The organism is Actinoplanes sp. NPDC049681 (genome assembly GCF_044465265.1).
Lineage (GTDB): Bacteria > Actinomycetota > Actinomycetes > Mycobacteriales > Micromonosporaceae > Actinoplanes.
The window spans coordinates 257,549-269,725 of sequence record NZ_JBITLP010000011.1; the positions used below are offsets into that span (position 1 = coordinate 257,549).

At 74.0% G+C, this 12,177-nt stretch carries 15 protein-coding genes; 8 read left to right on the top strand and 7 right to left on the bottom strand.

Translation table 11 applies throughout. The annotated features are described in order from the left end of the window. The first annotated feature begins 62 nt into the window (after positions 1-62). The 5 genes from ACIBO8_RS35330 to ACIBO8_RS35350 all read left to right on the top strand — a co-directional run bounded on the left by ACIBO8_RS35330 (position 63) and on the right by ACIBO8_RS35350 (position 5,030). Positions 63-458 (top strand): hypothetical protein, encoded by a 396-nt coding sequence (locus tag ACIBO8_RS35330; protein ID WP_396119855.1) that lies wholly within the window; start codon positions 63-65, stop codon positions 456-458. Between the two features lie 86 nt (positions 459-544). After that, positions 545-805 carry a hypothetical protein gene (locus tag ACIBO8_RS35335; protein WP_364713724.1) on the top strand — a complete coding sequence of 87 codons (261 nt, stop codon included), beginning with the start codon at positions 545-547 and terminating at the stop codon, positions 803-805. Between the two features lie 4 nt (positions 806-809). Next, complete coding sequence (locus tag ACIBO8_RS35340; RefSeq protein ID WP_396119856.1) at positions 810-1,691, top strand: hypothetical protein; 882 nt, start codon at positions 810-812, stop codon at positions 1,689-1,691. Beyond that, positions 1,684-4,329 carry an FtsK/SpoIIIE domain-containing protein gene (locus tag ACIBO8_RS35345; RefSeq protein ID WP_396119857.1) on the top strand — a complete coding sequence of 882 codons (2,646 nt, stop codon included), beginning with the start codon at positions 1,684-1,686 and terminating at the stop codon, positions 4,327-4,329. The genes ACIBO8_RS35340 and ACIBO8_RS35345 overlap by 8 nt, the downstream gene beginning before the upstream one ends. Continuing rightward, the gene (locus ACIBO8_RS35350; RefSeq protein ID WP_396119858.1) at positions 4,326-5,030 is read left to right on the top strand and encodes a hypothetical protein; all 705 of its coding nucleotides are present in this window, start codon (positions 4,326-4,328) and stop codon (positions 5,028-5,030) included. Before ACIBO8_RS35345 ends, ACIBO8_RS35350 begins: the two co-directional genes overlap by 4 nt. 16 nt (positions 5,031-5,046) lie before the next feature. On the opposite strand, the gene ACIBO8_RS35355 is transcribed toward ACIBO8_RS35350, so the two are convergent. Both ACIBO8_RS35355 and ACIBO8_RS35360 read right to left on the bottom strand, forming a co-directional pair. After that, positions 5,047-6,294, bottom strand: a complete 1,248-nt coding sequence (locus tag ACIBO8_RS35355; RefSeq protein ID WP_396119860.1) for a cupin domain-containing protein — start codon at positions 6,292-6,294, stop codon at positions 5,047-5,049. A gap of 12 nt (positions 6,295-6,306) precedes the next feature. Then, on the bottom strand, positions 6,307-6,624 hold the full coding sequence (locus tag ACIBO8_RS35360; protein ID WP_396119861.1) for a BatC protein: 318 nt from the start codon (positions 6,622-6,624) through the stop codon (positions 6,307-6,309). Between the two features lie 85 nt (positions 6,625-6,709). On the opposite strand from ACIBO8_RS35360, the gene ACIBO8_RS35365 reads away from it, so the two are divergent. After that, on the top strand, positions 6,710-7,462 hold the full coding sequence (locus tag ACIBO8_RS35365; protein ID WP_396119921.1) for a DUF72 domain-containing protein: 753 nt from the start codon (positions 6,710-6,712) through the stop codon (positions 7,460-7,462). A 10-nt stretch (positions 7,463-7,472) separates the two neighbouring features. Continuing rightward, positions 7,473-8,255 carry an aminotransferase class IV gene (locus ACIBO8_RS35370; RefSeq protein WP_396119862.1) on the top strand — a complete coding sequence of 261 codons (783 nt, stop codon included), beginning with the start codon at positions 7,473-7,475 and terminating at the stop codon, positions 8,253-8,255. A 12-nt stretch (positions 8,256-8,267) separates the two neighbouring features. Here ACIBO8_RS35370 and ACIBO8_RS35375 read toward each other — a convergent pair whose 3' ends face one another. From ACIBO8_RS35375 to ACIBO8_RS35395, 5 genes are all read right to left on the bottom strand, one after another. Continuing rightward, entirely contained in the window at positions 8,268-9,134 is an 867-nt protein-coding gene (locus ACIBO8_RS35375; RefSeq protein WP_396119863.1) for a DUF72 domain-containing protein, read from the bottom strand. Between the two features lie 71 nt (positions 9,135-9,205). Then, a complete protein-coding gene (locus tag ACIBO8_RS35380; RefSeq protein WP_396119864.1) occupies positions 9,206-9,628 on the bottom strand; it encodes a TraR/DksA family transcriptional regulator in 423 nt (140 codons plus the stop codon). 217 nt (positions 9,629-9,845) lie between these two features. Next, positions 9,846-10,478 (bottom strand): uridine kinase, encoded by a 633-nt coding sequence (locus tag ACIBO8_RS35385; RefSeq protein ID WP_396119865.1) that lies wholly within the window; start codon positions 10,476-10,478, stop codon positions 9,846-9,848. 52 nt (positions 10,479-10,530) lie between these two features. Next, positions 10,531-11,109, bottom strand: coding sequence for a winged helix-turn-helix domain-containing protein (locus ACIBO8_RS35390; RefSeq protein ID WP_396119866.1), 579 nt, complete (start codon positions 11,107-11,109; stop codon positions 10,531-10,533). A gap of 197 nt (positions 11,110-11,306) precedes the next feature. After that, entirely contained in the window at positions 11,307-11,732 is a 426-nt protein-coding gene (locus ACIBO8_RS35395; protein ID WP_396119867.1) for a signal peptidase I, read from the bottom strand. Between the two features lie 52 nt (positions 11,733-11,784). On the opposite strand from ACIBO8_RS35395, the gene ACIBO8_RS35400 reads away from it, so the two are divergent. After that, positions 11,785-12,177, top strand: coding sequence for an ankyrin repeat domain-containing protein (locus tag ACIBO8_RS35400; RefSeq protein ID WP_396119868.1), 393 nt, complete (start codon positions 11,785-11,787; stop codon positions 12,175-12,177).

A 12,177-nucleotide genomic window follows, 5' to 3' on the forward strand; every position in this document is an offset into this window, starting at 1 on the left:
CGAAATCCGCCCGGCACAACGTCTTGAACGATCGGTCAATTCCGGTGTGAGACCCTCCTTACATGCTGCTTCCCCTGCGGGACAAGGCTGTTCCCCTGCTGGTCGTCGACGCGGCCAACGTCGTCGGCTCCAAGCCGGACGGTTGGTGGCGCGACCGGGCGGGAGCCACCGCGCGCCTGCGCGACGCGCTGCTCCCGCTGCCCGCGGAAGGGCTGGCCGATCTCCCCGGCCCGGTGGAGGTCGTCCTGGTCGTCGAGGGCCGGGCCCGGGACGTGGCCCCGGCCGAGGGCGTACGCGTGGAGCGCGCGACCGGCTCCGGCGACGACGCGATCGTGGCCCTGGTGACGGCCGAGGGCGCCGGCCGCCGGGTCGTGGTGGTGACCGCCGACCGGGGGCTGCGCGCCCGGGTGACCGCCCTCGGTGCGGAGGTACGGGGCCCCACCAGCGTCCCACGCTGAAACGGGCACGCGGGCACGACCGCCGCATCGGGGACGACTAAGCTGAGCCTGTAACACCGTGACGATTTCACCGGGAGGCTGCACGCGTGGCCAGCGTCGCCGAGGTCAGAGCGGCCGTGGACGCCGCTCTTCAGCAGGTCACCGAGGGTCAGGCGGCCATCCAGGCGGCCCGGGAGAAGCTCGGCGAGGCGCAGCAGAGCCTGGCCGCCGCGCTCGACGGCTCCGGCAACGACGCCGTCGGCGCCGCCCACGCGTCCCTGGCCCAGGCCGATCAGCAGCTCGAGGAGTGCCTGGGCGCGACCCTGATGGCGGTCGAGCAGGCGCAGACCTACACGGCGACGCTCTGACGCGATGTCACTGCTCGAGGAACTCGGCGCCCAGCTCCGGGCCACGTCGGAGGAGCTGCCCACCGGCCTGGTGTCGGTCGCCATGGAACGGCTGCGCAGCGCCGCGGACCTGCTCAACTGGGTACGCCAGACGTCCGTCGATCCGATGGGCGTACCGCAGCTGGGCAATGCCACCGAGCATGCCGAGCACGCCGCCGCCGCGCTCCGGCTCGCGCAGGACGCGATCGCCGCTTACCTCGCCGTGCTGGGCCTGGCCGGTGGCCCGCCGGCGGACTCGGACTACAAGGCCGGGCTGAAGCCGGAGGAGGCCCCCGCGCCCGGCCCGGCCGACGAGCACCAGCCACCGCCGCCCGAGAAGCTCGGCAAGTGGTGGCAGGAGCGCGTCGCGGCGCTGACCGGCGAGGCCCCGCCCCCGCCGCAGGAGAACGCCGCCGCGCCCGGACGCTCCGCCGACACCGCCGAGCTGCTGCGCCAGGTCGCCGCCGGGGTCCGCTCCGGCGACCGGGCCCGGCTCGGCCGCGACCTGCACCGGGTGAACGCCGCGACCGGCCTGGGTCTCTCCGCGGCCAGCAACCCGGTCCTGCACCGCCTCGCCGGCGACCTGCTCGGCCACGAGCCGCGCCCCGAGGACCTGCAGCGACTGCGCACGGCGGCGAGCGGCCGGGTCAAGTCGCTGCTGCCCGGCACCCCACCGGCCGTGCTGGACACGCTGCTCGCCCGCATCTGCCGGGCACCGACCAAGGCCGAGGCGCCCGCGCACCCCGCGGACTCGGCGGTCACGGCGAGCGTCCTGACCGGAGTGCTGCTGGCCCGGCTCGGCCGCGACCCGGCCACGCTGCACCCGGACGCGCCGGAACCGCTGCGGCACCGTGGCGCCGATGCCTGACTCGACCGCGCAGCAGGTCGTGGAGGTCCGGGCCGCGCTGTCGCACGCGCTCGGGATCGCCACGGACGCCCTCGAGGCCGCCCGGGCCGAGCAGGAGGCCGCCACCACCCGGCACACCCGGATCGTCGCCGCCGCCCGTGAGCGCCGCCGGCGCCTCGCCACCGAGCGCGACAAGCGGCTGCGCGAGATCGACGAACAGCGCGAGCGTGACCTGGCCGAGCTGGCGGGCGCGGCCGCCGAGACCGCCCTCGCCGCCGCCCCGGGCGCGGCCGGGCAGCCGTGGTCGCGCTGGCGGCCCACCCCGGCCGGCTCCGCCGCGCCCGCCCCCGAGCTGCGCGTCGGCCGGCTGCTGCTGCCGTACGACGGGGAGGTGCCCGCGCTGGTGCCGCTGCTGGACCGCGGTCACGTCGTGGTCCGCGGCGACGAGGCGACCGGCGACGACGTGGTGGCCGGGCTGTTGCTGCGGGCACTGGGCAGTGTGGAGCCCGGCCGCGTGCTGCTGACCGGGTACGACCCCGAGCAGCTGGGCGGCGGCCTGGCCGGTTTCGCCCCGCTGGCCCCGGCCGGCGTGCTGCAGTTCGTCGGCCCCGGCGGCCTCGGCGCCCTGCTCGACGAGCTCGTCGACCAGGTACGCCGGATCAACGAGACCGTCCTGGCCGGGGAACACTCGTCGCTGCGCGAGCTCGCCGCCGCGACGGGACGCCGGCCCGAGCCATGGCGGGTGGCGATCCTGCTCGGCGCCGGGCGCCCCGACGAGCTGTCCCGGCACGAGCGCGGCCAGCTCGACCGGCTGCTGCGTACGGGCGCGGCCTGCGGCGTGCACCTGATCGTGCGGGACCTGCCGGTGGCACCCGGCCCCGGCATCGAGATCGTCGACGCGCTGCCCGGCGACGACGCCCGCCTCGGCGGCACCGGCGACCTGCCCGTACGCCTGGACCAGGGGCCGCCCCCCGCGGTGGTGACGCGCACCTGCCGGCAGATCGCGGACGCGGTCGCCGCCGGGCCCGCACCCGTCGCGCTGGACAGCCTGCTGCCCGAGCGCGAATGGCAGGAGAGCTCGGCGCGGGCCCTGACCGCCCCGCTCGGGGACAGCCCTCAGGGCGCGCCGGTGCACGTGACGCTCTCCGACTACCCGCCGCACGCGCTGATCGCCGGGCCCTCCGGCACCGGCAAGACCAACCTCATCTATGCGTGGATGGGCGCGCTCGCCGCCCGCTACTCCCCCGCCGAGCTGGCCTTCTACCTGCTCGACTTCAAGGAGGGCGTGTCCTTCGCCCGGTTCGCGCCGGGGCGCCGGGACCCGAGCTGGCTGCCGCACGTGCGCCTGGTCGGCCTGAACGTCAACACCGACCGGGAGTTCGGGCTGGCGCTGCTGCGGTTCCTCGCCGCCGAGCTGCGCAGCCGGGCGGACGCGGCGAAGCGGCACGAGGTGACCAACCTGGCCGAGCTGCGCGCCGAGGATGCGGAGGGCACCTGGCCGCGGATCGTGGCCGTCGTGGACGAGTTCCAGGTGCTGCTCTCCGGCCGCGACGCCGTCGCCGCCGAGGCGGTCGACCTGCTCGAGGATCTCGCCCGCCGGGGCCGGTCGCAGGGCATCCACCTGGTGCTGGCCAGCCAGGACGTGTCCGGCATCGAGGCGTTGTGGGGCCGCCCGGCGCTGGTCGCCCAGTTCTCCCTGCGCATCGCGCTGCCGCGGGCCCGCCGGGTGCTGGCCGAGACCAACACCGCCGCCGACGCCCTGCCGCGCTACCACGCGGTGGTCAACGCCGACTCGGGCGCCACCGAGGCCAACCGGGTGGTCCGGGTGCCCGACGCCGGCAACCGGGAACGCTGGAGCGACCTGCAGCACCGGCTCTGGCGGCGGCGCCCGCAGGATCTGCCGCCGCCCCGGCTCTTCGACGGTGACGCCATCCCGCGCCTCGACGACAGCCCCGACTTCCGGCGGTTCGCGCCGGCGGAGGCGGTGCCCGCGCCCACCGTGCTGCTCGGCGAGACCATCGACGTCGAGGCCCGCTCCGCTCGCACGGTCCTGCGCCGGGCACCGGGGCGCAACATCGCCGTCATGGGTACGCGCGTGGACGAGGCGTGCGCCGTCCTGCACACCGCCGCCCGCTCGCTGGCCGCCCAGTTCGAGCCGGGCTCGGCCCAGTTCGCGGTGGCCTGCCTGGACAGCGACGCGAACGCCGCGGTGGAGGCGCTCAAGGGCGTCCTGCCCTCGGACACCGGCTACTTCGACGGCGACACCGTCGACTTCCTCTTCGAGGATGCCGCCACGCGCGCCACCGAGGGCACGGCCGCGGACCGCCCGCTCTTCCTCTTCCTGTACGCCGTGGACGCCGCCCCCGGCCGCACCGCCGAGCTGCTGCGCCGCATCCTGCGCCAGGGCCCGGAGCGGCGCGTCCACGTGATCGGCTGGTGGCGCGGCGCCGCGCTGCTGCGGGACACCCTCGGCGGGCAGGGCACCCGTACCGATGTCATCGGCTCGTGGGTGGCCCTGGACGTCCACGGCAGCGAGCTCTCGCCGTATTACCCGGGGCACGGCTCGCCGGTGTGGTATCCACGACCGTGGCGTGCCCTGCACTTCGACCGCTCGGTGCACCGGGGCGCCGAGGTGATCATCCCCTATGGACCGTCATGACCGCTCCCGAGGCCGACGGCGTGCTAGAGCGCCGCACCCCCGACTACCGCAGCGTGGTCCGCAAGCTGACCAACCTGGACGAGGAGGCGGCGGCGCACCGCGCCGAGGCGCACACCTGGCACGACACCCGGGCCCGGGAGGCCGACGAGGCGGTACGCGCCGCCGACGAGCGGGTCCGCCAGGCGCAGGCGGCGGTCCGGGCGGCGCAGCGAGGGCTCGAGGAGGTCGACGCGCGGGTCGCCGGCGTCTGGGCGGAGTTCTCGCACAAGGCCGGCCGGGCCGCCGAGCGCTTCGGGCAGCCTCCCCAGCCGACGGTCCCCCGGCAGCGGGACCGCGACGCCGAGGAATATCTGCAGGAAGCGGCCGCCGCGGCGGCGTGGAAGGCGCCGGCCAAGCCGCTGAAGGGTGCCACGCTGCTCTACGCCGGGCTGGGTGCGCTCGGCGGGGCGGTGGGGCTGGCGGCGTGGTCGCTGCTGCGCTGGGCGGGCCGCGAGGGCGGCGGTGACCTGGCCGTGGGCCTGCCGGTGGTGGCCCTGATCGTCGCGCTGCTCGGCCCCATCCTGGCGGTCGTGACGGCCAAGCGGGTGGCGGACCGCAGCGGTACGCCGCTCGACGCCTCGTCGGTCGCGACCGTGCTGGTCTCGGCCCTGATCACCGCCGTCGCGATCCTGCTCGCGGTCCGCAACGGCGCCGGCGGCTGAAACCCCTCGGTGCCGGTCAGGCGGGGACGAGGACGGCCTCCCGCAGCAGGCGGCGGGCCAGGACGAGGCGGTCCGCGTCGTCGTCGAGGCCGGGCAGGTCGCCCACCCGGTGCGCACGGCCGTCCAGCGCCGTGCGGACCGCCGGGGCACAGAAGGCGGGGAAGCGAAGGGTACGCCCGGTCAGCCGCAGGACGACGTGCTCGGGGCCGTCGTCGCGCAGATCCCAGTGCAGTCCCTCGCGGGCGGTCACCCGGTTGTCCGGTGCCAGGCCTTCGGCGTACGCCAGCTGGGCCAGCGGGCGCACCGGGGCGGGGCGGCTCGCGGGCCAGGCGCGGGCGCGCAGGCGTTCGGCGACCACGGCCGGGTCGGCGGTGAGCAGCCAGTCCCGCAGCGCGCCGACCGTCTCCGTCAGCTCGGCGGCGACCTGGCCGGCGTCCGCGACGTCCATCCCGTACGGCAGGGTGGCGCGCAGGCGCTGGTCCTCGGCGGCGAGGCCGAGCAGCTCCTCCACGAGGGCGTAGCGGGTCAGGGCGCGTACGCCGAACGTCAGGTGCAGCGACCGCTCCCCCTGCGCCTCGGCCGAGTGCAGCCAGCCGCGCGGCAGGTACAGGGCGTCGCCCGGCGCGAGCACCACGTCGAGCGCGGCGGGGCCCTCGGCGACGGCACCGACCTCGTCGGCCCGGCCGCCCCAGGCCTGGCGTTCGAGCGGCTCGGGCAGGACCGGCTCGTGGATGCGCCAGCGCTTGGTCCCGTCGACCTGCAGGACGAAGACGTCGTGGGTGTCGTAGTGGGTCGCGAAGCCCCGGTTGCCCGCCGGCGTCAGGTACGCGTTCACCTGCAGCGGCTGCCGGAGTTCCGACCCGAGGCGCCCCGCGTACCGGATCAGCGGGGGCCAGATGCGGTGCAGGCCCTGCAGCACGAGCGTGGCGCCGTCGGCGTAGAGCTTCAGCGCCTTGTCGTCGAGGACCTGGTCGCCGATCTCGGCGCCGGCGCCGCCCGGGCCGGTGAACGCCGACGCGGGCAGGACCGCGCCCTTGTCGGCCACCCGCAGGAACGGGGTACGCAGCCCGCGCTCGCTGAGCAGCTCGTCGACCGCCTCCGGGGAGAGCAGGTCGCGGAAGCCGCCGGGCCCGGCCAGCTCGTCGGCGCGGGTGAGCAGGGGCTGGCGCCCCCAGTACGCCTCCGCGAACTTGGCCGGGTCGACGGCGACGACCCGGGTCAGGGCCGGACGGTCATCGGTGCCGTCCGGCGTCGGGTTCGTCATCGTCGCCGATCCTCAGGACGCGCTGCCGTCGGCGCCACCGTCGTGACCGCCGGGGTTCGCGCCGCCGTCCGCCGGGCCCTCGCCCGAGGCCCCACCGTCGGCGCCGCCGTCCACGCCGCCCGGGTTCGCGCCGCCGTCGGCCGGGCCCTCGCCCGCGCCACCGTCCGCGCCGCCGTCGTGGCCGGCCGGGTTCGCGCCACCGTCCGCCGGGCCCTCGCCCGCGCCACCGTCCGCGCCACCGTCCTGGCCGCCCGCGTTCGCGCCGCCGTCGGCCACGCCCTCGCCCGAGACGCCGCTGCCGCCGGTGATGTCGTCGTCGCTGAGTCGCATGATGGTTCTCCCGTTCGTTGGTGGAGACACCGCGGTACCCCGTTTCGATCACCCCTAATCTGGGGAGTCCCCGGGTGTGCTGGTGATGGGTACCTCGGGCTGGCAGTACAAGGACTGGCGTCCCCCGAAGGGCGGCGACGACACCCGGCCGTACCTGTATCCCGAGGGCCTTCCGCAGCGGCTCTGGCTGGAGAGATTCGCCGAGTGCTTCGCCACGGTCGAGATCAACAACGCCTTCTACCGGCTGCCCGAGCGCGACACCTTCGCCCAGTGGCGGGCCCGGACGCCGGACGACTTCTGCTTCGCCGTGAAGATGAGCCGCTACCTGACCCACGTGAAGCGGCTGAAGGAGCCGGCCGAGCCGGTCGCCCGTTTCCTGGGCCGGGCCGACGCCCTGGGCGACAAGCTGGGGCCGGTGCTGATCCAGCTGCCGCCGACGCTCAAGGTGGACGTGGCGGCCCTGGAGGAGACCCTCTCGCTCTTCCCCCGGGACGTGAAGGTGGCCGTCGAGCCGCGGCACGACAGCTGGTGGACCGACGAGGTGCGCGACGTGCTCGAGCGGCACAACGCGGCGCTGTCCTGGGCCGATCGCAAGGGACGCCCGATGACCCCGCTGTGGCTGACGGCGGACTTCGCCTACCTGCGGATGCACGAGGGCCGGGCGAACCCGTGGCCGCACTACGGGCGGGCGTCGCTGGCCACGTGGCTGGACCGGCTGCCGGAGCTGCCGACGTACGTCTATTTCAACAACGACCCGGGCGGCGCGGCCGTCACCGACGCCGCCGCGATGGCCGCGCTGGCCCGCCGCCGCGGCTGCGAGGTCACCCGGACCCCGTAGGCTGGCCGCGATGGACGTCGAACTGAACGGGCGCGAGCCCGGCGTCGCGGAGCTGCACCGGCTCCTCCTGCTGAACTACGGCCACTTCACGTCCTTCCAGGTGCGCGACGGCCGGGTCCGCGGGCTCGCCCTGCACCTGGCCCGGCTCGCCGACGGCGCCGAGGAGCTGTTCGGTCACCGGATCGGCGTCGAGGAGGAGCACCGCCTGCTCGCCCTCGTGCGGCACGCCCTGGGCCCGGCCCGCGACGCCTCGGTCCGGGTGACGTTCGTGCCGGGGCCCGGCGGCGACGAGGGGCCGCCGGACGTGCTGGTCTCGGTCTCGGATCCCGCTCCGGAGCCGCCGGGACCGCCGCTACGGGTGCAGACGGTGACCTACGAACGGGACCTGCCCGAGCACAAGCACCGCGGCACCTTCATGCTCGATCACCACTACCGCGAGGCCCGGCTGGCCGGCTTCGACGACCGGCTGTTCGTGGGCCGCGACGGCAGGGTCCGCGAGGGTACGTCGTGGAACGTGGCCCTGTGGGACGGCGACCAGGTGGTGTGGCCGCAGGCGCCGGTCCTCAAGGGCGTGACCATGGTGCTGCTGCAGATCGCGATGACCATGAACGGTACGCCGTGGGCGCTGCGCCCGGTCGCGGCGGCGGACCTGACGGCGTTCCCCGGGGCGGCGGCGGTGAACTCGCACGGGGTGCGCGGCATCGCCTCCGTCGACGAGGTGCCGGCCACCGACACACGGCTGGTCAAGCTGCTCGCGGAGACGTGGGCCGAGGTGCCCTGGGACGAGCTCTAGGCCGGCTCCGGTTCAGTCCAGGAGCTCGATCAGCGTGGTCGCGTTGCGCTGGGCGTAGTCGGAGTAGCAGTTGTTCATGAACACCTGCGTCGTCGTGGTCTCGTCGGCGAGGGCCCGCAGCTTCGGCGCCCACTCCTGGAGCTCCTTGCGCGAATACTCGTAGCCGAACTTCTCGTGGATGTCCTTGCTGGTCCACTTGTCGCTGTGGCCGTGGAAACGGACCACGGCGAGGTCGGACGTGGCGGCCACGACCGGCGGCACCGAGGACCTGTGTCCCTGCGGCATGTCCACGCACACCAGCGGCAGCTCGTACTTGCGCAGGAAGTCCAAGGTCTCCTCGGCGTTGTCGCCCTCGAACCACGACGCGTTGCGGAACTCGAACACCGGCCGGAGCGGTTTGCACCGGGCGGCGACCTCGCGCAGGTAGTCCTTGTTCGAGCGGCGGATGCCCCACCACGGCGGGAACTGGAACAGCAGCGCGCCCAGTTTGCCCGCCGCCACGAGGGGGTCCAGCGCCGACAGGAATCGGGTCCAGATCTCCTCGTACGCCTGCGGCGGCAGGTCGTCGGGATAAACGTTCTTCTTGTCGGTCTCCGGGCGCAGATCCTTGTAGATCGCGGACACCTTGGTCGGGTGGCCGGTCAGCAGGCTGAAAGCTTTGATGTTGAAAGTGAAACCGCTCGGTGTGCGTTCGGCCCACAGCTTCGTGGTCTGCTCGGCCGGCGGCCCGTAATAGGTGGCATCGACCTCCACCACCGGGAACTGCTTCGCGTAGTACGCGAGGCGCTTCTCCGGATTGTCGGCGGTGCTCGGATACCAGCCGGAATCGAGCAGCGTCCGATCGGTCCATGACGCCGTGCCCACCTGGATCCCGCCCATGAGATCAAGCTAGTCCCGATGCGGCCGGTCCGCCGCCCTGGCACGGGCGGCGGACCGGGACGTCATGGGGTTCAGCCGGCGCGACGCTCGCGATTGGCCTTGCAGTGCACGCACGTGGTGGCCGACGGGAACACCTCGAGCCGCTCGACCGGGATGGGGTTCGAGCAGTTCTCACAGTTGCCGTACAGGCCGTCCTCGAGGCGCTGCATGGCGATCTCCGCCTGCGTACGCCGGTCGAGCAGAGTGCGCAGCAGCGACGTGGCCGCGTCGCGCTCGGCGGTCTTGGACCCGCTGTCCGCCTGGTCGTCGCCGGCGGCGTCGCCGATCTCGACCAGCCGCAGCCGCTGGTTCTCCGCCACGGCCTCCTCGTACTCGGCGTTCAGGTCGTCGAACCGCGACTGCAGCAGTGCCCGGATCTGCTCGATCTCCTGCGTCGAACGCGCCTTGGCGGTGCCGGCACCTTTACCCGTGATGACCGCGCTGTTGACGAGCATGTGCTCCCCCTGCCCTTCCCTCTGCCCCTGCCGGTGGACTCCCCCGCGCCGGCCCTCCGGTGTTCCACCGTGGGGCTCGGCTTGTACCCACCGCCGAAGATCGGAAACTCCGATCCCGCAAAAAAGTAACCGCAGCATAACTGTCAGTGCTCGTTACCGCCACGGACTGCGCCAACATGCTTTCGCGTCGCAGGTCACAGGGGGTGTGAGGGCGAATTCACTCACGCTCGACGACGATCGCGGGCCGCCGGGGGTCGTCCAGGCGGACCACGACGTCGGCGAATGAGGCCGGATCCACCTCGGTGGCGTAGCGCTCGAACGCGGGCAGCGTCCAGCGCTCGTCGGGGCCCGTACGGCGGGCCAGTGCCGCGGGCGAGAGTGCGAGATGGACCGTCACGTCGAAGGGCAGCCCGGCGCCGAGCAGCAGGGGCCCGCTGACGATCACCACGGCGTCCGCCGGCAGCTCCCGGTAGGGCTCCCGGGCGGCCCGGTCGGTGGCGACGTCCCGGAGGCGGGTGACGATGCGCCCGCTCCCGCCGGGGCCGGCCGGGTCGAGCACCTCGCGGCGCAGGCCGGGCTCGTCGGTCCAGCCGGCGTAGAACGAGTCCGGATTGGTCCGGCCGAACTCCAGCCGCAGCGAGGCGGGGCGCAGGAAGTCGGTCGTGGACACGTGCACCGCCGGGCGCCCGCGGGCCCGCAGCGGGGCGACGAGAGCCCCGGCGAGGGCCGCCGGGTCCGCGGCGGCCGGTCCGTCGATCGCGACGCGCAGCCGCCGCCCGGGGTGCCGCCCGGCGAACCGGTCGGCCAGCTCCTCGATCAGGAGGCCGGTCGAGACGGGACGTACGCGCACCCGAAAAGCCTAGCCCGGGCCGCCGGCCTGCCTGCCCGGGCCGCCGGCCTGCCTACTCGTGCGGCAGGACGACGATCCGGGCCTCGTCGGAGAGCCGGTAGCCGACCCCGTAGACGGTGGTGATCAGCGGCAGGTGCGAGCCCATCTTCACGCGCAGCCGGCGCACGTGGACGTCGACCGTACGCTCGCCCGTGTGCTCGTAGCCCCACACGGCATTGAGGAGCTGGGTGCGGCTGAACACCCGGCGCGGGTGCTCGGCGAGGAAGAGGAGCAGGTCGAACTCGAGGCGGGTGAGCGGCAGCAGCACCCCGTCGAGCAGCACCTGGCGCGAGGCCGTGAGCAGGCGGACCTCGACGCCGCCCTCGCGGGCCGGCTCGGTGATGATCCGCTCGGGCTCGGACTGCGGCTGCTCCACGGCGACCGAGCCCTGACCCGCCTCGACGAGCTCGCGGAGCGCGTCGAGCAGCCGGTGCGCCTGCGGAGGCAGGGTGTCGCCGGTGAGCGGGATGTTGAGCGTGACCGTGAGGGCGGCCGCCGGCGCCGGGGGTGCCGCGGCGCGCCGGATCGAAGCCACCCGGCTCGACCCCGTCGCATGTCGTCCCGTACGCCCCGGCAGGGCGGTGACCGGCATGAAGCCTCCCGCGTCAAAGAATGGAAACGCCGTGCGTCACAACGGCGATCGAATTAATGCATGCTTAAACCGCGGTCGATATTTCCGGGATCCCGCCCGATGGGTCAAGGCGGCAACCACACTGTGGGAAACTCGTTCCATAACCGGGCGATGCATCGTGTTTTCCCGCACCGACAATGCGATTACCGTCACGCAGGTTAACGGGGGGCATCCGTTTCCTGCAGTTGTGAATAAAGGGCGGTTTCCCGTGGTGAAGCGGGGGGTAGGCGCCAGCCCGGCACCGACGGCCAGCGCACGGTCAGCACCACCGTCTCCCGGTCGCCGGCCTGCCAGGAATGATCGTGGCCGGGACCCCAGACGACGTAGTCGCCCGGTTCGCGCAGGACCACTGTGCGATCGCGCAGTTCGATGTTGAAGCTGCCGCGGATCAGCACCAGCAGCGCCGTACGGGTCTCCCGGGTGGCCCACGCGGCGCGGCGCTCGCCCGGCGGGTGCACACCCCACTTCACCTCGACGGTTTCGCTGTGCAGCAGCTGGCCCGGAGGCATGAAATGGCCGAGCAGCCAGCCCTGGTTGCGTGCGCCGTCCTCACCGGCGCGGCCGGCGTAGACCCCGTCGGACACCCCTGACCCCCTCACAGAATGCAGGGCACATTAGCACCGTAGTCTTGCCTGCATGGCCGAGGAATTGGACGCCGAAACGATCGCGTTCGCGCACCGGGTGTTCGATCTTGCGCGCTCCGGCGGCGCCGGTGAGCTCGCGGACCACCTGGCGCAGGGCCTGCCGGCGAACCTGACCAACGACAAGGGCGACACGCTGCTCATCCTCGGCGCGTACCACAACCATCCCCCGGTCGTCGCCACGCTGCTCGAGCACGGCGCCGACCCGGCCCGGGTCAACGACCGCGGGCAGACGGCACTCGCGGCCGCGGTCTTCCGCAAGAATCCCGAGACGGTACGGCTGCTGCTCGCCGCCGGGGCGAACCCGGACGACGGCAAGCCCAGCGCCCGCGAGACGGCCGAGTTCTTCGACCTGCCCGAGATGACCGCCCTGCTGCGCGGCGAGTGA

Coding starts and splice junctions, on each gene's coding strand:
- ACIBO8_RS35370 (WP_396119862.1), top strand. CDS start 7,473: ATGGACGTCGAACTGAACGGGCGCGAGCCCGGCGTCGCGGAGCTGCAC.
- ACIBO8_RS35345 (WP_396119857.1), top strand. CDS start 1,684: ATGCCTGACTCGACCGCGCAGCAGGTCGTGGAGGTCCGGGCCGCGCTG.
- ACIBO8_RS35360 (WP_396119861.1), bottom strand. CDS start 6,624: ATGCGACTCAGCGACGACGACATCACCGGCGGCAGCGGCGTCTCGGGC.
- ACIBO8_RS35350 (WP_396119858.1), top strand. CDS start 4,326: ATGACCGCTCCCGAGGCCGACGGCGTGCTAGAGCGCCGCACCCCCGAC.
- ACIBO8_RS35400 (WP_396119868.1), top strand. CDS start 11,785: ATGGCCGAGGAATTGGACGCCGAAACGATCGCGTTCGCGCACCGGGTG.
- ACIBO8_RS35365 (WP_396119921.1), top strand. CDS start 6,710: ATGGGTACCTCGGGCTGGCAGTACAAGGACTGGCGTCCCCCGAAGGGC.
- ACIBO8_RS35390 (WP_396119866.1), bottom strand. CDS start 11,109: ATGCCGGTCACCGCCCTGCCGGGGCGTACGGGACGACATGCGACGGGG.
- ACIBO8_RS35340 (WP_396119856.1), top strand. CDS start 810: ATGTCACTGCTCGAGGAACTCGGCGCCCAGCTCCGGGCCACGTCGGAG.
- ACIBO8_RS35375 (WP_396119863.1), bottom strand. CDS start 9,134: ATGGGCGGGATCCAGGTGGGCACGGCGTCATGGACCGATCGGACGCTG.
- ACIBO8_RS35380 (WP_396119864.1), bottom strand. CDS start 9,628: ATGCTCGTCAACAGCGCGGTCATCACGGGTAAAGGTGCCGGCACCGCC.
- ACIBO8_RS35355 (WP_396119860.1), bottom strand. CDS start 6,294: ATGACGAACCCGACGCCGGACGGCACCGATGACCGTCCGGCCCTGACC.
- ACIBO8_RS35330 (WP_396119855.1), top strand. CDS start 63: ATGCTGCTTCCCCTGCGGGACAAGGCTGTTCCCCTGCTGGTCGTCGAC.